The following is a 21,397-nucleotide window of genomic DNA, read 5'->3' on the forward strand; positions in this document are numbered from 1 at the left end:
AATTCTCACGTTGTATATAAATCAATTGTTTTATTTTCAATGGGAATAGAAAAGAAGAATTTACTTCCTACACCCAATTCGCTTTCTACACCGATCTTACCTCCTTGGTTCTCGATAAAATCCTTACTGATAGACAGTCCTAGTCCGGTACCTGTCCTTCCACTTCCTGGCACTTGAAAATATCGATCAAAGACTCTGTTTTTATAAGAGCTATCAATACCCTTACCATGATCTTGAACAGAAAACTGCAGATATCTACCCTCCTGTTTAACACGTATCCATATTTCCGAATTTATCGGCGAATACCGAATGGCGTTGGTGATGAAGTTCGTTAAAACCCAAGCTGTTTTTTCTTCATCCACAAAGATCCTAGGCAATTCTACAGCGATATCCGTATTAATTTGAATATGCTTTTGTTCGGCTTGCATACGGGTAGCATTGATCGCATAATTAACAATAGGCAATGGATCTACAAACTGACTGAACAACTTGATATTGCCAGTTTCTACTTGCGATACATTCAGCAATTCGCTGGTTATCTTTAATAGACGAATGCTGTCTTCTTCAATACCCAATAACAACTGTTGTTGTTCTTCCGTAAGAGAACCTGTTCTCGGGTGTTTTAACACTTCTGTACTCATTTGAATTGAAGCAATAGGCGTTCTCAATTCATGAGATACGGTGGCTATAAAGTTCGTCTTCGCAACATCTAATTCCTTGAAGCTGGTGATGTTCTTCAACACAATCACCTCTCCTACTCGTTGACTATATTGCTCACCAGTTGGAATGATATCAATTGGAATCGCTTCTTTTTCGAAATAGCTTTCCTTATCGTTCGTAAAGATTTTTAAGGTAGGATTTGACTTCCTGGAATCATCCAAAACATTTCTAATCAAGTCATTTTGTTTAGCAAGCTCATCAATAGGCTTATGCAGTAAATCAGCACGTCTTATACCAGCAACTTGCAATGCTTCATCATTAATAAATATTATCCTCCTGTTTTCATCCAATCCAATAACAGGATCATGCATACTATTTATTAGTGTTTCTATTCGTTTCTTTTCTTCTAGAATCTTATCTAATTTACTATTGGAGTATTCCGTAAGCTTTTCAGCCATACTGTTAAAAGAACTTGCCAATTCCGAGAACTCAGAATTACCTTCAAAATGGAGACGCTGACCATAATTCTGTTGAGCAATCTCACGAATACTTTTTGTTAGTTGCTTGATTGGGTTAGCAATATTGCTTGGCATATTCACCAACAACACAAAACCAACTAGGAAACATAAGGAGCCAACAACAGATATCCAAATGAAAGCTTCTTTTGCCATTTGTTGAGCATGATCACTCTTGGCCTCGATTGCATCCATGTTTACTGTCATTAGTTGCAATAAATCCGTACGCATTTCCTTAGCCAAACTTTGATTCAAAGGATCTTGTTTAAGCTTCGTAATGTTATCTAATAGTTCCTGTGTCAAAGCACCTTCACCTTTCTCCGTAACATTATTGGACTGGTATTTCAGATTTTCCTCTATCTCAGCAAAAGCATTTGGATCAGTCTGCAGTTTATCAGCCGCTGATAAGATATTCCGACAATATTCCACGGAATTGTAATTTGCTGATAATACATTTTCTGTGTCCTTCTTTAATGCGCTTACATAAAGCGTACTAATAGTCGCTAACAACAGGATCATAAAAAATAATAATCCTATGCCGCTATACAATTTAGTCTTGATTTTCATGATAGTATTATTAAATCTACCTTAACCTTCTCTAATTTCTTCATTAAACTTCTGAAGATCCCCATCGTCCATAATATCCTAAAAAAAGGCCATCTTGGTGTCCCTATACACAAGGTGGTGATTTCCATTTTAAGTACTTGTTCCAGTATACAAGCGGGAACATCTCTGCCTAACACTTGTAAAACCTGACCACCTAATTCTGTTGCCAATTTAAAATTATTAATCAAGAATCTCTGCTTATCTAGAGGAATCTTATTTGGACCTTCCTTCGGAGTTTGTACATACAGAACATACCAATCTGCCTGATAATAACTTGCTAATCTAGAAGTTCGCCTTATCAAATTCTTAGCCTTCTTTTCATCTGTACCTATACAGACCATAAAGCGTTCCATCCTGCGTTTCTTCTCTTGACTATGCTCCCGTTCATGCTTCATAATGGCATGTCCAGCCAATTCCTTCAGTGCCAATTCGCGCAATAACAGCAACTGGTCCGATCTAAAGAAGTTCTTTAAGGCACGCTCAATCTTATCCTGTTTATAAATCTTCCCTTCTTTCAACCTGGTCAATAAGTCCTCAACGGAAATATCCACAAACAACAATTCATCAGCGGATTGCAACACCCGGTCAGGAATTCGTTCATGGACATCTACAGATAAAAGATCACCAATCTCAGCCTGTAATCCTTCAACATGTTGGATATTGACTGCAGAGATCACATTGATCCCTGCATCCAATATCTCCATCACATCTTGCCATCGTTTATTATTCTTACTCCCAGGGACATTGGTATGCGCTAATTCATCCACTAGCACAACCTCAGGATGCAGTTGAAGGACCAGGTCAACATCTAGATCCTCCAACTCGTTCCCTTTGTAGTATAGTTGTTTCCTTGGCAACACCGGCAGACCGACCAGCATAGCATCTGTTTCTTCTCTTCCATGAGTTTCTATATATGCCACCTGAACGTCAATGCCATTTCTCAATAAATTGTGAGCTTCCTGCAACATGCGGTAAGTTTTTCCTACCCCTGCACTCATTCCTAAGTAAATCTTAAACTTACCACGTCTTGATTGCTTAATCAGTTCTAAGAAATGTTCTGCCGATTTTCGTTGCTCTTCCATGTCTATTCAACTAAAATTTCCAAGCTAAACTGGTTGTAATACCATGATTAGTCGGTTTAAAACTTCCATTATGCGTTTTGAAAACATCGCCTTTGGAATCCAAATAGCGATATTCTAAACGCCATACAAGACCCGATATGGGGGAAATATCTAAGCCAGCCGAACTACCCCAAATCTCCTGTGCACTTGGCTCATCGGATCCAAAGATCATCCCATCCTTATCGTGGAAATATTCCCCCCGGGCTTGCACACTTATAGTAGGGCTAAGCCAATAACGGGCCTGTAGACCAGTGTTCCACCATTTCCCCAAATCATCCTCCTCTGGTCTATGCTGTTGTCCATAATCAAAACTTCCCAATAGCTCAAGCCCAATATTGGATTGCCATTGCACATAGAAATCATGAAAGAATCTTAATCTATCTTTACCTTCCTCACCTAAATAGGAACTGCTGTTCAGTATTAGGTTTGAAACAGGCTTATAAGTTATCTGATGACCAACAGAAAGACCCTGCTGATCCTCTGTTAACTGAATTCGCTGCCAACCATTCAAGGCTACTGCCGCTAAATACCATTTTTCATCATCTGTTGTATAAGAAAGTCTTGCCCCTGTTTCAAAATAAGGTGAATTCTCAGCAGCTAAACTTCTTGTCAGACTGATATTATCTGATCCAATGGCACTCTCCGGACCTATATGTGATGGCAATACACCAGCATCTAACCATAGATTAGCTGATTTCGCCAATTTAACCCCAACATTTGCTTCTACTACATGCTGCCACATCCCCTTTTCACCTGCATAGTTGGAGTTCATATAGGACCCTACGCCTAAAGCTATGGTACTACGTACGATATCCTTTTCATAGTTCACTTTCAGCATAGCCAAGTTAACCGCAATTTCATTAACCTGTCCATGGCTATAGAAAAAAGGTGCTTTGATATGATCCTTTGGTTTATCCGGATTGAATTGATAATAACTCTCAATATATCCGGTTAACTTAAGACCACCTTTGTCGGCATCTTGCTCTTGTCCCATCACTAACTGTCCTGCAAATAACATACTTATTGCCAAGCACCAATTTTTATTCATTGTTCAATCCTTTCTCTTTACTCAATTTATCTAATGCCATATTAAGCTCCAATACATTGATTTTTTTAGGACCAAACATTCCCCACAATGGTTGCTCAACATGTTTACTTACTAATTCTGCTACTTCTGTTTCAGGCAATTGACGCTCATTTGCCACTCGTTTCACTTGGATTTCTGCCGCTTTAACGGATAAGTGTGGATCCAAACCACTACCACTTGCTGTTACCAAATCAGCTGGTATATCTGCTTTATTAATACCAGGATTGTGCGCCATAAAGTGATCTATACGCTCCTGTACAGTCTTTAAATACTCCGGATTGGTAGTCGATAAATTACTTGCTCCAGAGCCTGCTGCATCATAATCAACTACAGAAGGCCGAGACCAGAAATAGTCATCCGTGCTGAATGCCTGGCCGATTTGCTTATAGTATTTTTGATTGCCTTCACCAATCAATACGCCTTTCCCTTTATTTGGGGACATCTGTGCGACGGCCCATAACATAAGCGGGTATAAAACGGTCAATACCAAAAGACTAAAAAATGTCAGCTTTAATGCTGGAAGAATGTGCTTTTTCATGATTTTCACTTAGAAGAATATGGATAAAACCATATCAATAATTTTAATACCTATAAATGGAGCTATCAAGCCACCTAATCCATAGATTAATACATTTTGTCTCAACAATGCGGTTGCACCTAATGGTTTATAGGCTACACCTTTCAAAGCCAAAGGAATCAACATCGGAATCAATACGGCGTTGAATATTACCGCAGATAGAATGGCCGATTCAGGGCTATGCAAACGCATGATATTTAAAGGTGCCAATGCTGGTATGGCCACAATAAACAAGGCAGGAATAATGGCAAAATACTTTGCTACGTCATTGGCAATACTGAAGGTGGTCAAAGTACCACGTGTCATTAACAGTTGCTTACCAATTTCCACGATCTCGATCAGCTTGGTTGGATCATTATCCAAATCCACCATATTACCAGCCTCTTTAGCAGCTTGGGTACCACTGTTCATCGCTACACCCACATCTGCCTGTGCTAACGCAGGAGCATCATTTGTACCATCTCCCATCATGGCAACTAATTTCCCATCCTGTTGCTCCTTGCGGATGTAGTTCATTTTATCCTCAGGCTTAGCTTCAGCAATGAAATCATCTACCCCTGCTTTACCTGCAATAAATGCAGCTGTCAATGGGTTATCACCTGTCACCATAACTGTTTTGATACCCATCTTGCGAAGACGATCGAAACGCTCTTTAATACCCGGTTTGATAATATCCTGAAGTTCCACAACACCTAATACTTCCTCATTTTCTGAAACTACCAATGGCGTTCCTCCATTCTGCGATATCTGCTTAACTGTATCCATCACCGAGTTAGGGAATTTATGTCCGGCCTGTTCCACCAAATTCTTGATGGAATCAGTTGCTCCTTTACGAATACGTGCATTCGCTATATCAATTCCTGAACAACGTGTTTCTGCAGTGAATTTTATAAACTTACCTTGCTCCTGGTTACCTTGATTCAAATCTAAGCCAGCCAACTCCACAATGGACTTACCTTCCGGTGTTTCATCGTACAAGGAACTCAAGGCAGCTGCACGAACTAAATGTTCCTGTTGTACACCTTCAGCTGCATGAAATTGTGTCGCTTTACGGTTACCGATGGTAATTGTACCTGTTTTGTCCAATAGCAATACATCAATATCCCCAGCAGTCTCAACCGCTTTACCAGATTTGGTCATCACATTGGCGCGCAATGCTCGATCCATCCCTGCAATACCTATTGCCGATAGTAAACCACCAATAGTTGTTGGAATTAAACATACAAATAGGGAAACAAATGCTGCTATACTAACATTTACTCCAGCATAATCCGAAAATGGTTTTAAGCAGACTACTACTAAAGTGAAAACTAAGGTAAAACCAGCTAAAAGGATTGTCAATGCTATCTCGTTAGGAGTTTTCTGACGTTTAGCACCTTCTACAAGCGCAATCATCTTGTCTAAGAAACTTTCGCCTGGAGTGGCTGTAACCACGACTGTAATCTCATCAGACAATACTTTGGTACCCCCAGTAACGGAACTACGGTCACCCCCAGCTTCACGAATTACTGGTGCTGACTCACCCGTGATGGCGCTTTCATCAATGGTTGCCAGACCTTTAATGATCTCGCCATCAGTAGGGATGATGTCACCAGCTTTACACACAAATACGTCTTCTTTCTTAAGTTGTGAGGAGGAAACTACCCTGCCATCCACTAAGGTGGCAGGTGTTTCTTCCCTTGTTTTCCGTAGGCTGTCCGCCTGTGCCTTACCCCTTGCCTCAGCAATGGACTCTGCAAAATTGGCAAACAACAATGTCAACAGTAAAACCAAGAAAACAATAAAATTATAAGCGAATGATCCTTGGGAATTATCGCCCATCAATACCGCTATACATACCACAGCCATAATTGCTGTCGTAACTTCTACCAAGAACATCACCGGATTACGGACCATGCTCTTCGGGTTCAATTTCACGAAGGATTGACTTAAAGCAACCTTCATTAATTCTTTATCAAAAAATGAATTTCTAGCATTCATGTTTATAGTCCTTTATTATCGAATTGAAAAATATTCTGCAATTGGACCCAATGTCAATGCAGGGAAAAATGATAGCGCAGCAACAATTAGAATCACTGCCAATACCATAAATCCAAAAGTAAATGTGTCTGTTTTTAATGTTCCGGCACTCTCTGGGATAAAACGTTTAGAACCCATGATACCTGCAATAGCTACCGGACCAATGATTGGAATAAACCTACCGAATAACAATACAAAGCCGGTACTGATATTCCACCAAAGTGTATTATCGCCTAAACCTTCAAATCCAGAACCATTATTTGCCGCTGCTGAGGTGTACTCATACAACATTTCAGAGAATCCATGGAAACCAGGATCATTCGTTGTTGCAGCACCAATAGTTGGAAATGCAGATGCCAAAGCCGTTCCTACTAGAATGAGGAATGGATGGATTAAGGCAACGATCATAGCAATTTTCATTTCCCTTGCCTCCACTTTCTTACCCAAAAACTCCGGTGTTCTTCCTACCATCAGCCCCGAAATAAACACGGTCAGTACGATAAAGATGAAAAAGTTCAATATCCCTACACCACAACCACCGTAGAAACAGTTGATCATCATGGCCAGCAATTCATTCATTCCAGAAAGTGGCATTGAGCTATCCTGCATGGCATTAATTGAACCGGTCGAAATAACTGTAGTCACGATAGACCAGTAACCTGAGGCCGCCGCACCTAAGCGAACTTCTTTACCCTCCATGGCACCTAAATCCTGATTGACACCCAATTGAGCAATCGTAGGGCTTCCGGCACTCTCCATCAATACATTGGGGATTGCTAATGCTAAAAATCCAACAGTCATGACCGAGAATATCACCAGCGACAGTTTCCGGCGACGGATAAAAATACCCATAGCAAATACCATTGCTAATGGAATGACCATTTGTGCAAACATCTCCGTTACATTGGTCAAATATGTTGGATTCTCAAGGGGGTGAATGGAGTTTACACCATAGAAACCACCACCATTGGTTCCCAAATGCTTGATCGCAATAAATGCTGCTGCAGGTCCACGACTAACCTCAACCGTATCGCCTTGCATATTAATCATCGTATCCTTGCCTTCGAATGTCATCGGTGTACCTTGAAAAATCAAAATAGACGCAATAACCAAACAGATAGGCATCAATATGCGGGTACAGGATTTTAAAAAATAGGTATAGAAGTTTCCTAATTGATCCGTTGTTTTGTCGCGGAAAGCACGAAATAACACCACTGCAGCTGCCAATCCTACTGCAGCAGAAACAAACTGTAAGAACATCAAATAGAATTGTCCTAAATAACTTAATCCAGATTCTCCTGAATAGTGTTGTAAATTACAGTTCACTAAAAAGGAAATGGTGGTATTAAAAGCCAAATCTGCAGACATGCTCGGGTTGCCATCCGGATTTAGTGGGAGTATACCTTGATTCATTAATAGCAGCATCCCTAGGAAAAACCAGACCGCATTTATGGTTAAAAGTGCTACCATGTGCTCCTTCCAAGTCATTTCCCTGTTGCCGTCAATGCCTGACAATTTAAACATCCCGCGTTCCAGAGGGCCCATGATCCCATCTAAAAAGGTTCGTTCACCGGCATAGACCCGAGCAATATATTTACCTAAAGGGATTGCCACGAGTACCGTAAGCACGAACATAAAGACAACACCCCAAAATTCAGTATTCATCATTTTTATAGTTTTTTAAAATTTCTCTGGGAATAAAAGCACATAAAAGCTGTATAAAAACACGATTATGGCTACCACCAACAATACAATCATCATAACTAATTCTCTAAAATTGTTTTTAAATAAATAGGTCTTAAATCCTTTGGCAGGTAAGCGATGTGCTTCCTCAAACTCGCAGGAGACTCGCAAACAGCCATTCGTTCTAAAAATTCATTTTCAATGGCATTTTTAACATGCAATGACCCATTGTAGTACAATAAACCAATCACATTCATGGCTTCTTTAGCCATAAGCTGCTCCTCATCAGAGCCTTCGAAGTTCTTTAAACAATAATTGGCCACTTGTTTAAGCACCATGTATTCTGAAACTTCATCCGCAGATTCCAAACATTGAGGAATCCAAGCTTTTACCGTTGTAATAATTTTATTTTCCATGACTTAGATTTTATCAAAAAAATCAATAGATCTAAAGAAGATGATAAAGCAGATTAGCCCTGCTAATGCTAAAATCAATGTTAACATGCTATTTGATATGTTGTAAGATGTAAACCTCCCTTAACTTCAGCGGAAGGTGATTAATAACCAAGTGCCATTGCTTCTGATCACACAGATGGTCCATCCGCGATAAACAGTGCAAGAAAAGGTATTCGATGCCCTGTCGAATCTCACGGTCACCCTTTTCATAAAGTTGTCCAACTACGTCCAACACATGTTGCACGTTTTTAAATCTCCGTTTCTGGCATAATTCCCTCAGATAGCTAACCATCACTTGCAGTACCGATGCCACTTGGCTTGTCGGCTGCAGTGCCTTTAGCGTTGTTGAAAGCTTGCGTATGCGCCTGCTTACAAAACTGATCATCTCTTGAGATGCTATGTTTTCCATTGTTATATATTTTGTTTGATCCCCTAATGCCAAAATATATTCCAAGTAAGACCACAACAGCGCAACAGTCAATAAAACAGCTACTTATAAAATTTTTGAGATGATTTTAAAACAGAAAACCCTATCAAAATGATAGGGTCTTTATCGTTTTGATAGGGTCTATACTACCACTCGTACCAAAAGTCAAGTGGATCTAATTATTCAATTTATATTCGTCGAGTTTGCGATATAGGGTGGCGATGCCAATTTCAAGAAGTCTGGCGGCTTCTGCTTTATTCCCTTTGCTATGAACCAAAACCTTTTGAATATGTCTTTTTTCCACCTCACTAAGGGACAATCCGCTATTGGGCTGGTCCAATTGCGCACCTTGTTGAATATCATATGGTAAAGAGTCCAGTTCCAATGTATCCCCTTCCATTAATATCAAACTTCGTTCAATGATGTTTTTAAGTTCCCGCACATTTCCTTTCCATAACCGTCCATCCAATGCCGAAATATAATCTTCCGAAATTTTTGGTACTTTTCTATTCATCTTCGCCGCTTGAATTCCAACAAAATGCCTCACTAACAAAGGAATATCGCCTGTTCGTTCCTTTAGAGAAGGAAGTTTAATCGAGAACACGGACAAACGATAGAACAAGTCAGAACGAAAATGTCCTTCCTCTGCTTCTTTCTCCAGCTCCCTATTGGTTGCTGCAATTACACGAACATTCACGCGGGTAACCTTACTGTCGCCGACCTTTAAAAACTCACCTGTTTCCAATACTCGAAGCATTTTTGCCTGCAATTCCAATGGCATCTCGCCCATCTCATCCAAAAAGATGGTCCCTCCATTGGCTTCTTCAAACAATCCTTTTTTATCCTTAAGAGCACCAGTAAATGATCCTGCCAAATGTCCAAACAATTCGGATTCTAAAATTTCCTTACTAATTGCCGAACAGTTGACTGCCACAAAAGCTTTTCCCTTTCGATCACTCTCATAGTGAATCGCCTGCGCGAAGACTTCCTTACCAGTACCGGTTTCACCTAATAAAAGAACGGTAGAGTCGGTATGTGCCACCTTCTTTCCTAAACTTATCGCCTCTTTTAATTCCTTTGACTCACCAATTACTTGTTCAAAGGCATATTTCTTACCTACTTGTTGTTCTAAACGATGTACCTTTTTTGCTAAATCCACCTTTTCCATGGCCTTGTAAAGCAACGGGATAATCTTATTGTTATCATCTCCTTTGGTCATGTAATCAAAGGCCCCATTTTTAATCGCTTGAACCCCATCAGCTATTTGCCCATAGGCGGTCATCAATAATATTTCGGCTAGAGGTTGCTGTTTCTTTGCTTCCAAAACAAATTCTACCCCATTTCCATCCGGTAGTTTTACATCGCAAATAATAACATCAATCTCCTTTTGCTTTAATATCTGCAATCCGGCCTTCAAATTAGAAGCTTGTGATATCTCAATATCATCCCATTCCAATTGTATTATTCGGGCCAAAAGCTGACGTAGCTTTTCCTCATCATCTATTAGCAATAACTTTTTAGTCATGTCTATCCTTTTCTTCTATTACTAGGTATTTATGGCAACTAAGTTAAACATTCAAGCCAATTATTAAATAGAATAAATTCGACCAGTCCTGTCGAATAAGAACCAAAAAAGCCCTTGAGCAAATACTCAAGGGCTATTATAATAGTATTTTTATTTCTAAGCTTAGTTAGCAGTTGTATCTGCTTCTGAAGTTTCAGGGGCTTGATCAATTAATTCCATAAACTGATCTAACTTAGGTGTAATGATAATCTGCGTTCTACGGTTTTTAGCTTTACCATCTTCTGTACCATTATTCGCAACCGGGTTGTATTCACCACGTCCACCTGCAGTTAATCGTTTAGGATCTACTCCATAGGTATTCTGCAATGCTTGAACAACCGATGAAGCACGTAATGTACTTAAATCCCAATTGTTACGAATATTTGTTTTCGAGATCGGCACATTATCCGTGTTACCTTCGATTAACACATCGTATTCTTTATAGTCCTGAATGATCTTCGCAATTTTAGACAAGGTCTCTCCTGCTCGATCAGAAATCTCATAACTACCTGATTTATACAACATATTATCCGATAGGGAGATATAAACAACACCTTTTAACACTTGCACATCCACATCGCGCATCTCTTCACGACTCAAAGAGCGAGTTAAGTTGTTGGTTAATACCATATTCAAAGAGTCACTCTTATTTTTGGTATTCACTAAATGTTGGATATAGCGGTTAGAAGCATTAATCTCGTCCACTAATTTGGAAATATTCACGTTTCCTTGTGTGTTCTGATTAATACTGTTGTCAAGAGTACCTTGTAATCTTGCTAGTGCTTCACGTAATCCGGCATTTGTTTTACGCTCATTTTCCAACTGTTCCTCTAAGCTCTTGCTGCGTGCTTTACTTTCAGCAAGCTCTACTTGGCTTTGTTGATATTGGGTACTAAGATCCTTGTACTGGGCATCTAATGCTTGATACGTCTTCTTGCTTACCCCACAGGAACTAATAAGCACCGTGGAAATTAACAACAAGGGAAAACCTATTTTTTTAATCATAATACGTGTTTTATATTTATTTACTTACCATAGTTCACCTACCTTTAGCAAAAGCAATGCCTATTTTATAGTAAATCAGGGTGTAAAACCTACTTTTCCCCTTTTATAAAGTGGATAAATCGTATGATATATAAATCTTGATTTGACAAAATAGGTTTATTAAAGCCCGCAAAATTTAATACTTCAAATATTGATGATTCTGATTAAGGGTACCGCAAGTTATGGAATAAGAAAAAACAAAAAAAACTCCTGAAGCGGGGAACTACAGGAGTTTTAACTAACCAATTATTAACCTAAATTATGAATGCTAATACTATTTCAAATCGCATACCAAAAATTTGCCTTAGTGCCATGCCTTAACATTATTTAACATTCAAATGTGTGCAGTCCATAAATTATGAATATTTTTGCGCCATGCAACAGGAACAATCGTACATAGAAAGACTGGGAATTGAGAAATTAAACCCCATGCAAGAAGCTGTTATCAGCCAATTTGACAAGTCAAGGGATTTTATTCTCCTTTCACCAACTGGTTCAGGCAAAACATTGGCCTTTTCCTTAATCCTCATGCAATTGCTAAAAAGCTACAAAATCCAAGCTTCTTCAGCATTGATCGTCGTTCCTACGCGTGAATTGGCACTCCAAATCGAGTCAGTGATTCGAAAAATGGACAATACCTTGTCATTGGTCTGCCTTTATGGCGGTAATGACAATCGCCTTGAACGCAATAAGTTGAAAGAGGGCCCTACACTAATCGTAGCAACTCCTGGTCGTTTGATTTATCACCTCGAACGTATGCCAGCTTTATTGGAAAACTGCCATACCTTAATTCTTGATGAATTTGATAAATCATTGGAATTAGGCTTTGCTGACCAAATCTCCTACATTATCAATAGCTGCCGCAATATCAAACATCAAGTTATGACTTCGGCAACTGATGTGACTGAAAGCCCCAATACCATCCAACTGAATGATCCTATCAAATTAGACTTCCTAAACAAGGAAGCATTATTGCCAAACTTGGATTACCACCGTGTCGAAGTTTCTAGTAAAATGAAATTGGAAGGTCTTTTTAAGTTAATCTGTAAGATTGGAACAGAACGTATTTTGGTGTTCTGTAACCACCGTGAAGCAGCAGAACATATCTCTGAATTATTAGAAAACAAAGGCATAGACAGCATTCCTTACCATGGTGGATTAGATCAATTTTTCCGTGAACTCGCTATCCTTAAAATAAAGAATGGCAGCCAGTTAATCTTAGTAACTACAGACCTTGCCTCCCGAGGATTGGATATCCCTGACATGAACCATGTTATCCATTATCAATTCCCTCCTAAGGAGGAAGATTTCATCCATAGAAATGGTCGTGCAGGAAGAAATAAGCAAGAAGGACATATTTATGGTGTACTTACAGTTGATGAAAGAATTCCAACTTATTTTGCCGAAGTTCCAACGATGGAACTTGATGAATTCTATCCAATTCCAGATCAACCGAAATATCAAACCATACGTATTACCGCAGGTAAACGCCAAAAAGTAAATAAAATTGATATTGTCGGATTTATCCTAAATCTAGGCGACTTTAAGAAAGAAGATATTGGATTAATCGATGTAAAACCAAATGAATCTTATGTAGCAGTTGATCGTAGCATTGCTAGAGAAGTTATCAAATTGGGTAATCAAGGAAGAATCAAAAACCAAAAGGTTCGATTGAACTTAATTTAAGACAAAACACATAAATGCTGAAATGAGGCATGATTTCAACTTAAAACTGAAATCATGCCTCTTTTTTTAATGTTCGACAACTCATCTGCCGTTAATCGCACCCTAAATTCGATAATTTTCCAATGTATTTAAGAGCTATCTAGCTCCAGTTTTCTTTGATATTGGAAAGGAATTTCTGTGGATCTGATATGGATCTCCTTCGGATCTCGTTCGGTAGGAACCGAACGAGATCCGAAGGAGATCCGAACAAGTTCCGAAGGAGATCCGTTAGAGTATCAAATCCAACCCCTGTGAGAGACGATTAGACACTAGACAAAAGACAACAGATATTGCAGGAAAGAAGTCTTTCACTTCACAACCAAGAAAAACACGAAGGGGCAAATTATAAACAGTAAAAAGGACTATTGTAATTCGACAGGATTGTTTCAAGACAATTTGATGGAATTCACTTGATATAAATAAGTTAAGAATATGAATGGAGATTTTACTTCAATTTCTTGATCACCTCAAGAACTTCATCGGGAACTAATCCTTCGATATCACCATTATTCTTCCAGATGTCCCGCACTATGGTTGAGGAGATATGTGCTTTTCCGGATCGGCTAACCAAAAAATAACTTTCGATTTCAGGAGCTAGGATAAGGTTATTTTGAGCAATGATATTTTCATAATCCAGATCAGTACCATTTCTTAATCCACGGAGAATGACTGTTGCCCCTACTTGATGGCAAAAGTCTATGGTTAATCCTTGATAAAAGGTCACCTCGATTTTAGGGTTATTGGCATACAAGTTATTAATAGCTGTTTTGCGGCTCTCTACGTCCATCATACCGACTTTTGAACTATTGATACCAATAGCCACATAAATCTTGTCAAAAAGCCCTAGAGCACGCTCTATGAGGTCATGGTGAGCAATGGTATAAGGATCAAAGGAACCTGGAAAAACCGCTATTTTCATATGCTGTTGGAATAGAAACTAAATGATGAATTGCCATATTGTCTTTGCTCAACAAAATTCGGATGGTCTGCCATCTTACGACTTGTTGGATGCTCAACAATCAATAAACCATTTGAATTTAACAAATTGTTTTCAAAAACATAGCTTGGAAGCATAGGCAATTGACCAATATCGTATGGTGGATCAGCAAAAATAAGGTCATAAGTGGACTTTGCCGACTTGATAAACTTAAAGACATCCGCTTTACGCGCTTTAATTTGATCAAGTTTTAATTTTTTGGCTGTTTCCGTAATGTAAAGCACACATTTGCCATGTAAGTCGATGGAATCAACGGATTTTACACCTCTGGATGCCAATTCAAATGAGATATTACCGGTTCCAGCAAACAAGTCCAAACAGGTCAAATCATCAAAATCCAATTTGTTGTTCAAAATATTGAATAAAGCTTCTTTTGCTAAATCTGTTGTTGGTCTTACCGGAAGGTTCTGAGGTGGACTTAATCTTAATCCGGCAGCCTTTCCTCCTATAATGCGCATGTTGGTAGTTCTGTAATGTAATCCTTCGCTAATCTTGCTACCTCTTCATCGGATACCAATAAAGGTTGAGTAGCTTTCAATTCGACGATATGCTTTGCAAAATTAGAAAGTCTAGCGATTAGTGGATTCTCGTTATTCAAACTGCTATAAACAGCTTTAGAAATCTTTGCTTGCAAGCCAAAAACCTGGAAAAGGTTCAACACATAGTAATTCAAATCCTCCTCGGTTTTAACTTCAAAGGTATTATAGAATTTAAAATGTCCATTGATGAACAAGAATAAATCTACTGCTGTTTCATTGAAAACTAGCCCTAAGACCTCTCCTTGCAAAGGAATATGCGGTCTTGCCTGCTCCAGATTCAATTTGAATTCAGGAACGAATTTAGCGTCCGGGAAAATGGACTTCCAGCGTTGTTCCAACAATACATCGTATTGGAAATAGGCTTGTGTTTGTAAATATGTTAATGAAACATTTTCCGCAGGTCTCATAGGGTTGTCCATGAATTCCTGATAATTCTCCGTATCCTCCATATCGTATAGATCATTAGGGATAAAAGTCAGGTTGGAATGCGGAATGCTAACATACACGTGTTGGAATGGAAGGCTTAATAGTTTTAATGCCTCCTCAGTAGGGCTATTGCTTTCATACTTCATATACACCAACAAATTACCCTCGGCATCAACAACATATATTACATCATGAATGTAATTTGCCTTGACGATAAGTTGATATTTAGCGATGTATTGTAAGTGAAATTGTGATGCCGTATAAATCATGCTTTGCAGATGCTTTAATCACAAAAATAGTTTTAAAAATTGGATTGACCAACCTTTTAAATAACTTTGAAACGTGCAAGTCAAAAATATACTCCTTCAACAATTCCATCACCAAGCTACCCAACAACAGGAAGAAGTCTTTGGCTTATTAGCTGAATTCTTGCATACTTTTTCTACTGACAGTTGTTTTATACTGAAGGGATATGCTGGTACGGGAAAGACTTCCATTATTTCAGCTCTTGTACGCACTTTGCCCAAATTGCTGAAACGATCGGTCTTGTTAGCTCCTACTGGGCGAGCAGCAAAAGTGATGAGTAGTTACTCAGGTAGAAATGCTTTAACCATCCACAAAAAGATTTACCGCAAGAAAAATGCGGCAAGTATAGAGATGAATTTTGGATTAGGTGATAATCCACATGAAAACACCTTATTCATTGTGGATGAAGCATCTATGATTAGTAACGAAGGAATAAGTATGTTTTCATCAGGCCTGCTTCATGATCTGATCCAATATGTGCAATCGGGCGAAAACTGTTGCTTGATGCTCGTTGGTGATACCGCTCAATTGCCACCAGTTGGACTGGAAGAAAGCCCTGCATTGAACCCTGCCTATATGAATGGAGAATTCGGCTTGGGTATCTTTACCTATGAACTGACGGATGTGGTACGTCAGGACAAAAATTCCGGAATTTTATTCAATGCCACCAAAATCAGGAATGACATCCGTCTGGATGAAGAATTTGTAGAATACAACTACCCGCAGTTTGTCACCAAATCCTTCAAGGATATTTTTCGAATGAACGGCGATCGATTAATCGAAGGCTTACATTATGCTTACGACAAATTTGGGATCGACCAATGTATGGTGATTTGTCGCTCCAATAAATCAGCCAATTTATATAATCAGCATATCCGCAACCAGATTCTATTTCGAGACGAAGAAATAACCGGTGGAGACCAGATTATGGTGGTTCGCAACAATTATTTTTGGCTACAGGACAACGATGAAAAGAGTCAGGGTTTTATTGCCAATGGTGACATGGCAGTCATCAAAAAGGTAAGTAATGTGCATGAAATGCACGGCTTTAGGTTTGCTGACCTCTACTTAGAGTTTATGGACAATAATGAAGGCGATGCCATTCGATGCCGGGTTTTATTGGACTCCTTGTATGCCGATGCTCCTAGTCTTCCGTATGAACAGCAGAAGCAACTTTACGAAAGCATTTCCAAAGATTATGAAGATATTCCAGTCAAGAAGTATCGAATGGAGGCCATTAAGAAGGACCCTTATTATAATGCCCTACAAATCAAATTTGCTTACGCCATAACCTGCCATAAGGCACAGGGCGGTCAGTGGCCATTGGTCTTTGTTGATCAAGGTTACATGACAGATGAAATGTTAACGACCGAGTTTATGCGTTGGCTCTATACTGCACTTACTCGAGCAACCAAGGAATTGTTTTTGGTCAATTTCAATGAGAAGTTCTACGAAAGCTAGAATCCATCAAAAATAATACAGACTTTCTTTCCTTATTGGTTGGGAAAGCAATATTTTCGCTTCAACCAAATTTTCCAATATTACATAATGAAACAAACATTACTTGGCTTGTTTATGTTTTGCTCGCTCTGGGCAATAGGACAAGAAAAAAGCACCCTCGCAAAGCCAAACTATGCTTTAGCGGCAAAATTTTCCCCATCTCGTCTAAGTACGATGATTTATTCCACAGAGGTCAACCCCAACTGGATTAATTTTGGTGATAAATTTTGGTATGAATACCGTAGTTCTGCCGGTAAGCGCTACTACTTAGTAGACCCTGCTGCAAAACGCAAGCAAGAACTTTTTGATCCTGCAGAAATGGCAGCAAAGATTACTTCTATCGTAAGAAATCCTTTCGATGCACAACATTTAGATATTCGCAACCTGCGCTTTATGGAAAAGAACGAGAACTTAATCCGTTTCGAAGTACAGAGCACAAAGGATACCGTGAAATCCAAAGAAGAGATTAAAAAGCTGACCAATAAGAGCGATACCATCAAGAAAAAGCTTTTTTATTTTGAGTATGATATCAACAGTAAAAACCTGAGAGAACTTAGTGATACAACCAAGGAAAAGAACAGGTTATTCTGGGCTAATTTCAATCCAGACACCAGTAAGGTATTCTACGCCAAGGACTACAACCTATATTGGATGGACTATGCCAATTATAAAAAAGCCTTAAAAGATGAAAAGGACAGCACCATTGTAGAACATCAGTTTACTACAGATGGGGTTCAATACTATGCTTGGGGTGGTGATGAATACAGTGTAACCAATGGCGATAAGAAGTCAGAGGATGAGGAAAAGAAAAAGCGCAAGCCAGTTTGGTTAAATTGGTCACCTGATGGCCGTCATTTCATTTTATCTCGTAAGGATAACCGCAACTTAAATGCCCTTTGGGTTATCAATAATGTAGGTGGAAAGCGCCCTACATTAGAAACTTACAAGTATTTGATGCCAGGCGAAGTAGATTCTACCGAGCAACATCTATACATTTTTGATGCCTCCAGTCTAAAACCAAGACAAATTAATGTTGCAGCATTTAAAAATCAAACCTTGAGTATTTGGGGAAAAGACCGCAGCAAAGAAAATTACAAAGGCAAGCATTATATCAGTTATTGGTTAGGAAACAACGAAGAGTTTTACATTGCTCGTTCTAGTCGTGACCTAAAACGCATTGATGTAGTAGCTGTAAATGTGAATGGCAATACCCGTACTTTGGTAGAAGAGCGTTCAAATGTTTACATGGACATCAAAAAACCTTATTTCGTAAATAATGGAAATCAATTCATTCACTGGTCACAACGTGATGGCTGGGGACATTTTTACCTATATGACAAACAAGGTAAATTATTGCACCAGATTACTAAAGGTGAATACCATTGTGATGAGTTGAGTAACTACAATGAAGGCACTGGAAACCTTTATTTCAAGGCTAACGGCGTTGATAAAAAATTAGATCCTTACTATACCCAATATTACTCGGTAAATAAAAATGGAGGTGCTATTAAGTTATTAACACCAGGCAACTTCGATCACGTGGTACTTACACCTGAGAGTGGAAACTACTTTGTCGATAACTTCTCTCGTGTTAATACCGCTCCTGTAAGTAATTTATACAATGCAAATGGTCAATTGATCATGAAATTAGAGGAAGCTGACCTTTCTCAACTTTTTGCAGCTGGTTATAAATTCCCTGAGCCATTTAAGGTTAAAGCTGGTGATGGCATCACTGATCTTTATGGTGTAATGTATAAGCCTTTTGATTTTGATTCCACTAAAACATATCCGATCATTGAATACGTTTATCCAGGACCACAAACAGAGGCTGTAAATAAAAGCTTTGGTCGCAGCATGGATCGCATTGATCGTTTAGCGCAAATGGGCTTTATCGTAGTTTCTGTGGGTAATCGTGGTGGTCACCCATCCCGTTCTAAATGGTACCATACTTATGGATATGGAAACCTTAGGGATTATGGATTGGAAGATAAGAAAGTTGTAGCGGAACAATTGGCCAACAAATATTCCTTCATTGACATTAATCGCGTGGGTATTACCGGTCACTCGGGTGGTGGATTTATGTCTACTGCAGCGATGTTGGTTTACCCGGATTTCTTCAAAGTAGCTGTTTCAGGTGCTGGTAACCATGAAAACAACATTTACAACCGTTGGTGGAGCGAGCGTCACCACGGTATTACCGAGAAAGTAAGCAGCAAAGGTGATACTTCTTTCAATTACCAAATTGAGAAAAACTCTGATTTAGCTAAAAACCTAAAAGGTAAATTATTAATCGTAACAGGTGATATTGACAATAATGTGCACCCAGCTAACTCCATCCGTATGGTAGATGCTTTAATCAAAGCAAATAAGCGTTTCGATTTCTTGTTATTACCAGGTCAGCGTCATGGTTTTGGCGATATGACAGAATATTTCTTCTGGAAGATGGCCGATTACTTTAGCGAGCACTTGCTAGGGGAATCCAAATTTGACCAGGTAGATATGGTTGAAATGAACAGAGATAAACCGCTTAGCAGATAATATGGCTGAAAATAAACAGCAAAACATTTCAGAGGCACTATTGACATATGGTGCCTCTGATTTGTCTATAGACATCTTGAAGCATTGTAGCCTTCAGGATTTATTGGAATTAAGTGTAGATCCAAAACAAGCTCGTGTTGCTTTCCGGGCATCTTGGGCATTAGAACATATCCTTCTAAAGCATACGGAGCTCTTTAAGGGCATTATTCCTACTTTGTTGAGCAATTACACCTTCACCGATAATTGGAGCAGCCTAAGGAGCTATACGAAGCTTTGGATGTGGATACTATCCGAAAAGAATACGACTTATAAGATCAATACCGATCAAGAGGAACAATTATTAGAAAAGACCTTTGCGATTATAGAGGATAGTGATTGCCCTGTGGCAGTTTTGGTCAATGCCTATGATATATTGATGTACTTGGTTCCCAATCATCCTTGGGTAGCTCAAGAATTGCGCTTGCAGCTGGAACTCAGTTTAGAAAAAGAAGCTAGTGCGGCACTGATTAGCCGAGCAAAACGATTATTCAAGAAATTAAGTCGAGTGAAAATTACAGACTAAAATAAGGTATTGCCTTTTGGGTAATTGGTTTTTCCCAAATGACGGAATGCCAATTCAGTACACTCCCTACCTCGGGAAGTACGCATTAAATAACCTTCTTGAATCAAGAAAGGCTCATACACTTCCTCAATAGTTCCCTCATCTTCCCCTACGGCAGTTGCAATGGTTTTTAAACCTACTGGCCCACCTTTAAATTTATCGATAATGGTGCTCAAAATTCGGTTATCCATCTCATCAAGACCATGCTCATCGACATTTAGGGCATTCAATGCGAATTGTGCAATCGCCTTATCTATGGAACCATTACCTTTGATCTGAGCAAAATCACGTGTTCTACGCAATAGAGCATTGGCAATACGAGGCGTACCACGACTACGGCGTGCTATTTCAAAAGCTCCTTCTTCAGAGATAGGTACTTTTAGGATATAGGCCGAACGCATAACGATGTCGGTCAGTAATTTGGAATCGTAATATTGTAGTCTGGAATTGATACCAAAGCGCGCACGTAATGGGGCTGTAAGCAGTCCGGAACGCGTAGTAGCACCAACTAGGGTAAAAGGATTAAGGGAAATTTGTACAGAGCGTGCATTAGGCCCCGTCTCCAGCATGATGTCAATTTTGAAGTCTTCCATGGCAGAGTACAGATACTCTTCCACCAGCGGGCTTAAACGGTGTATCTCGTCAATGAAAAGGATATCTCCCTCATCAAGGCCAGTAAGAAGACCTGCAAGATCACCTGGCTTGTCTAATACAGGTCCAGAGGTAATCTTAATTCCAACACCCATTTCGTTGGCAATGATATGGGACAAGGTCGTTTTACCCAATCCTGGAGGGCCATGCAACAACACGTGATCTAAGGCTTCTCCACGTAGTTTCGCCGCCTTCACAAAGATGTTTAGATTTTCCAAGATCTTAGCCTGTCCTGTAAAATCATCAAAAGTCTGCGGGCGTAATACACGCTCGATATCTTTATCTGTTGGACTTAAACGATCGGGATTTGGATCTAGATTTTCATTCATGACGCTGTACGCTCCTACTCTTTGCTA

The 21,397-nt window shown here is 39.3% G+C and carries 19 protein-coding genes; 4 read left to right on the forward strand and 15 right to left on the reverse strand.

The window, feature by feature from the left end; translation table 11 throughout:
- Positions 1 to 5: 5 nt before the first annotated feature.
- The 11 genes from ACP6L2_RS06225 to ACP6L2_RS06275 form a co-directional block, all read right to left on the reverse strand.
- Positions 6 to 1,742: an ATP-binding protein gene (locus ACP6L2_RS06225; RefSeq protein WP_440508408.1), complete on the reverse strand. Its 1,737-nt coding sequence runs from the start codon at positions 1,740 to 1,742 to the stop codon at positions 6 to 8.
- The gene (locus tag ACP6L2_RS06230) at positions 1,739 to 2,863 is read right to left on the reverse strand and encodes a sensor protein KdpD (protein ID WP_440508409.1); all 1,125 of its coding nucleotides are present in this window, start codon (positions 2,861 to 2,863) and stop codon (positions 1,739 to 1,741) included. The genes ACP6L2_RS06225 and ACP6L2_RS06230 overlap by 4 nt, the downstream gene beginning before the upstream one ends.
- Before the next feature lie 10 nt (positions 2,864 to 2,873).
- Positions 2,874 to 3,950: a porin gene (locus ACP6L2_RS06235; RefSeq protein ID WP_440508410.1), complete on the reverse strand. Its 1,077-nt coding sequence runs from the start codon at positions 3,948 to 3,950 to the stop codon at positions 2,874 to 2,876.
- On the reverse strand, positions 3,943 to 4,527 hold the full coding sequence (gene kdpC / locus ACP6L2_RS06240; protein ID WP_440508411.1) for a potassium-transporting ATPase subunit KdpC: 585 nt from the start codon (positions 4,525 to 4,527) through the stop codon (positions 3,943 to 3,945). The genes ACP6L2_RS06235 and kdpC overlap by 8 nt, the downstream gene beginning before the upstream one ends.
- Positions 4,528 to 4,536: 9 nt before the next feature.
- A complete protein-coding gene (kdpB, locus tag ACP6L2_RS06245) occupies positions 4,537 to 6,546 on the reverse strand; it encodes a potassium-transporting ATPase subunit KdpB (RefSeq protein WP_440508412.1) in 2,010 nt (669 codons plus the stop codon).
- A gap of 15 nt (positions 6,547 to 6,561) precedes the next feature.
- Positions 6,562 to 8,250, reverse strand: coding sequence for a potassium-transporting ATPase subunit KdpA (kdpA, locus tag ACP6L2_RS06250; RefSeq protein ID WP_440508680.1), 1,689 nt, complete (start codon positions 8,248 to 8,250; stop codon positions 6,562 to 6,564).
- 15 nt (positions 8,251 to 8,265) lie between these two features.
- Positions 8,266 to 8,346, reverse strand: a complete 81-nt coding sequence (locus ACP6L2_RS06255) for a potassium-transporting ATPase subunit F (RefSeq protein ID WP_440508681.1) — start codon at positions 8,344 to 8,346, stop codon at positions 8,266 to 8,268.
- Positions 8,347 to 8,348: 2 nt separating this feature from the next.
- Positions 8,349 to 8,684: a DUF7674 family protein gene (locus tag ACP6L2_RS06260; RefSeq protein WP_440508413.1), complete on the reverse strand. Its 336-nt coding sequence runs from the start codon at positions 8,682 to 8,684 to the stop codon at positions 8,349 to 8,351.
- An 88-nt stretch (positions 8,685 to 8,772) separates the two neighbouring features.
- Entirely contained in the window at positions 8,773 to 9,189 is a 417-nt protein-coding gene (locus ACP6L2_RS06265; RefSeq protein WP_440508414.1) for a DUF7674 family protein, read from the reverse strand.
- Between the two features lie 136 nt (positions 9,190 to 9,325).
- On the reverse strand, positions 9,326 to 10,675 hold the full coding sequence (locus ACP6L2_RS06270) for a sigma-54-dependent transcriptional regulator (RefSeq protein WP_440508415.1): 1,350 nt from the start codon (positions 10,673 to 10,675) through the stop codon (positions 9,326 to 9,328).
- Between the two features lie 162 nt (positions 10,676 to 10,837).
- The gene (locus ACP6L2_RS06275; RefSeq protein WP_440508416.1) at positions 10,838 to 11,719 is read right to left on the reverse strand and encodes an OmpA family protein; all 882 of its coding nucleotides are present in this window, start codon (positions 11,717 to 11,719) and stop codon (positions 10,838 to 10,840) included.
- A gap of 414 nt (positions 11,720 to 12,133) precedes the next feature.
- On the opposite strand from ACP6L2_RS06275, the gene ACP6L2_RS06280 reads away from it, so the two are divergent.
- Positions 12,134 to 13,444, forward strand: a complete 1,311-nt coding sequence (locus ACP6L2_RS06280) for a DEAD/DEAH box helicase (RefSeq protein ID WP_440508417.1) — start codon at positions 12,134 to 12,136, stop codon at positions 13,442 to 13,444.
- Positions 13,445 to 13,928: 484 nt separating this feature from the next.
- Here ACP6L2_RS06280 and coaD read toward each other — a convergent pair whose 3' ends face one another.
- Genes coaD through ACP6L2_RS06295 form a run of 3 tightly spaced genes read right to left on the reverse strand, consistent with a single transcriptional unit; the run spans position 13,929 to position 15,714 of the window.
- Positions 13,929 to 14,402 carry a pantetheine-phosphate adenylyltransferase gene (coaD, locus tag ACP6L2_RS06285; protein ID WP_440508418.1) on the reverse strand — a complete coding sequence of 158 codons (474 nt, stop codon included), beginning with the start codon at positions 14,400 to 14,402 and terminating at the stop codon, positions 13,929 to 13,931.
- Positions 14,399 to 14,938, reverse strand: a complete 540-nt coding sequence (gene rsmD, locus ACP6L2_RS06290; RefSeq protein WP_440508419.1) for a 16S rRNA (guanine(966)-N(2))-methyltransferase RsmD — start codon at positions 14,936 to 14,938, stop codon at positions 14,399 to 14,401. Before rsmD ends, coaD begins: the two co-directional genes overlap by 4 nt.
- On the reverse strand, positions 14,926 to 15,714 hold the full coding sequence (locus tag ACP6L2_RS06295; RefSeq protein ID WP_440508420.1) for a DUF3822 family protein: 789 nt from the start codon (positions 15,712 to 15,714) through the stop codon (positions 14,926 to 14,928). Before ACP6L2_RS06295 ends, rsmD begins: the two co-directional genes overlap by 13 nt.
- Before the next feature lie 73 nt (positions 15,715 to 15,787).
- Here ACP6L2_RS06295 and ACP6L2_RS06300 point away from each other — a divergent pair, with 73 nt between their 5' ends.
- The 3 genes from ACP6L2_RS06300 to ACP6L2_RS06310 all read left to right on the forward strand — a co-directional run bounded on the left by ACP6L2_RS06300 (position 15,788) and on the right by ACP6L2_RS06310 (position 20,351).
- Entirely contained in the window at positions 15,788 to 17,212 is a 1,425-nt protein-coding gene (locus ACP6L2_RS06300) for an ATP-dependent DNA helicase (RefSeq protein ID WP_440508421.1), read from the forward strand.
- Positions 17,213 to 17,299: 87 nt separating this feature from the next.
- Positions 17,300 to 19,789: a prolyl oligopeptidase family serine peptidase gene (locus tag ACP6L2_RS06305; RefSeq protein WP_440508422.1), complete on the forward strand. Its 2,490-nt coding sequence runs from the start codon at positions 17,300 to 17,302 to the stop codon at positions 19,787 to 19,789.
- 1 nt (position 19,790) lies between these two features.
- Positions 19,791 to 20,351: a hypothetical protein gene (locus ACP6L2_RS06310; RefSeq protein WP_440508423.1), complete on the forward strand. Its 561-nt coding sequence runs from the start codon at positions 19,791 to 19,793 to the stop codon at positions 20,349 to 20,351.
- Here ACP6L2_RS06310 and ruvB read toward each other — a convergent pair.
- Complete coding sequence (gene ruvB / locus ACP6L2_RS06315) at positions 20,348 to 21,370, reverse strand: Holliday junction branch migration DNA helicase RuvB (RefSeq protein WP_344674044.1); 1,023 nt, start codon at positions 21,368 to 21,370, stop codon at positions 20,348 to 20,350. The genes ACP6L2_RS06310 and ruvB overlap by 4 nt on opposite strands.
- Positions 21,371 to 21,397: the final 27 nt, after the last annotated feature.

The sequence above is a fragment of the Sphingobacterium lactis genome (assembly GCF_051951495.1).
Lineage (GTDB): Bacteria > Bacteroidota > Bacteroidia > Sphingobacteriales > Sphingobacteriaceae > Sphingobacterium > Sphingobacterium lactis_A.

What these genes read in the sequence shown, in the direction of transcription:
- kdpC (WP_440508411.1), bottom strand. Translation starts at nt 4,527, where the DNA reads ATGAAAAAGCACATTCTTCCAGCATTAAAGCTGACATTTTTTAGTCTT.
- kdpB (WP_440508412.1), bottom strand. Translation starts at nt 6,546, where the DNA reads ATGAATGCTAGAAATTCATTTTTTGATAAAGAATTAATGAAGGTTGCT.
- ACP6L2_RS06255 (WP_440508681.1), bottom strand. Translation starts at nt 8,346, where the DNA reads ATGATGATTGTATTGTTGGTGGTAGCCATAATCGTGTTTTTATACAGC.
- ACP6L2_RS06260 (WP_440508413.1), bottom strand. Translation starts at nt 8,684, where the DNA reads ATGGAAAATAAAATTATTACAACGGTAAAAGCTTGGATTCCTCAATGT.
- ACP6L2_RS06270 (WP_440508415.1), bottom strand. Translation starts at nt 10,675, where the DNA reads ATGACTAAAAAGTTATTGCTAATAGATGATGAGGAAAAGCTACGTCAG.
- ACP6L2_RS06230 (WP_440508409.1), bottom strand. Translation starts at nt 2,863, where the DNA reads ATGGAAGAGCAACGAAAATCGGCAGAACATTTCTTAGAACTGATTAAG.
- ACP6L2_RS06225 (WP_440508408.1), bottom strand. Translation starts at nt 1,742, where the DNA reads ATGAAAATCAAGACTAAATTGTATAGCGGCATAGGATTATTATTTTTT.
- ACP6L2_RS06295 (WP_440508420.1), bottom strand. Translation starts at nt 15,714, where the DNA reads ATGATTTATACGGCATCACAATTTCACTTACAATACATCGCTAAATAT.
- ACP6L2_RS06275 (WP_440508416.1), bottom strand. Translation starts at nt 11,719, where the DNA reads ATGATTAAAAAAATAGGTTTTCCCTTGTTGTTAATTTCCACGGTGCTT.
- coaD (WP_440508418.1), bottom strand. Translation starts at nt 14,402, where the DNA reads ATGAAAATAGCGGTTTTTCCAGGTTCCTTTGATCCTTATACCATTGCT.
- kdpA (WP_440508680.1), bottom strand. Translation starts at nt 8,250, where the DNA reads ATGAATACTGAATTTTGGGGTGTTGTCTTTATGTTCGTGCTTACGGTA.
- ACP6L2_RS06310 (WP_440508423.1), top strand. Translation starts at nt 19,791, where the DNA reads ATGGCTGAAAATAAACAGCAAAACATTTCAGAGGCACTATTGACATAT.
- ACP6L2_RS06305 (WP_440508422.1), top strand. Translation starts at nt 17,300, where the DNA reads ATGAAACAAACATTACTTGGCTTGTTTATGTTTTGCTCGCTCTGGGCA.
- ACP6L2_RS06235 (WP_440508410.1), bottom strand. Translation starts at nt 3,950, where the DNA reads ATGAATAAAAATTGGTGCTTGGCAATAAGTATGTTATTTGCAGGACAG.
- ruvB (WP_344674044.1), bottom strand. Translation starts at nt 21,370, where the DNA reads ATGAATGAAAATCTAGATCCAAATCCCGATCGTTTAAGTCCAACAGAT.
- rsmD (WP_440508419.1), bottom strand. Translation starts at nt 14,938, where the DNA reads ATGCGCATTATAGGAGGAAAGGCTGCCGGATTAAGATTAAGTCCACCT.
- ACP6L2_RS06280 (WP_440508417.1), top strand. Translation starts at nt 12,134, where the DNA reads ATGCAACAGGAACAATCGTACATAGAAAGACTGGGAATTGAGAAATTA.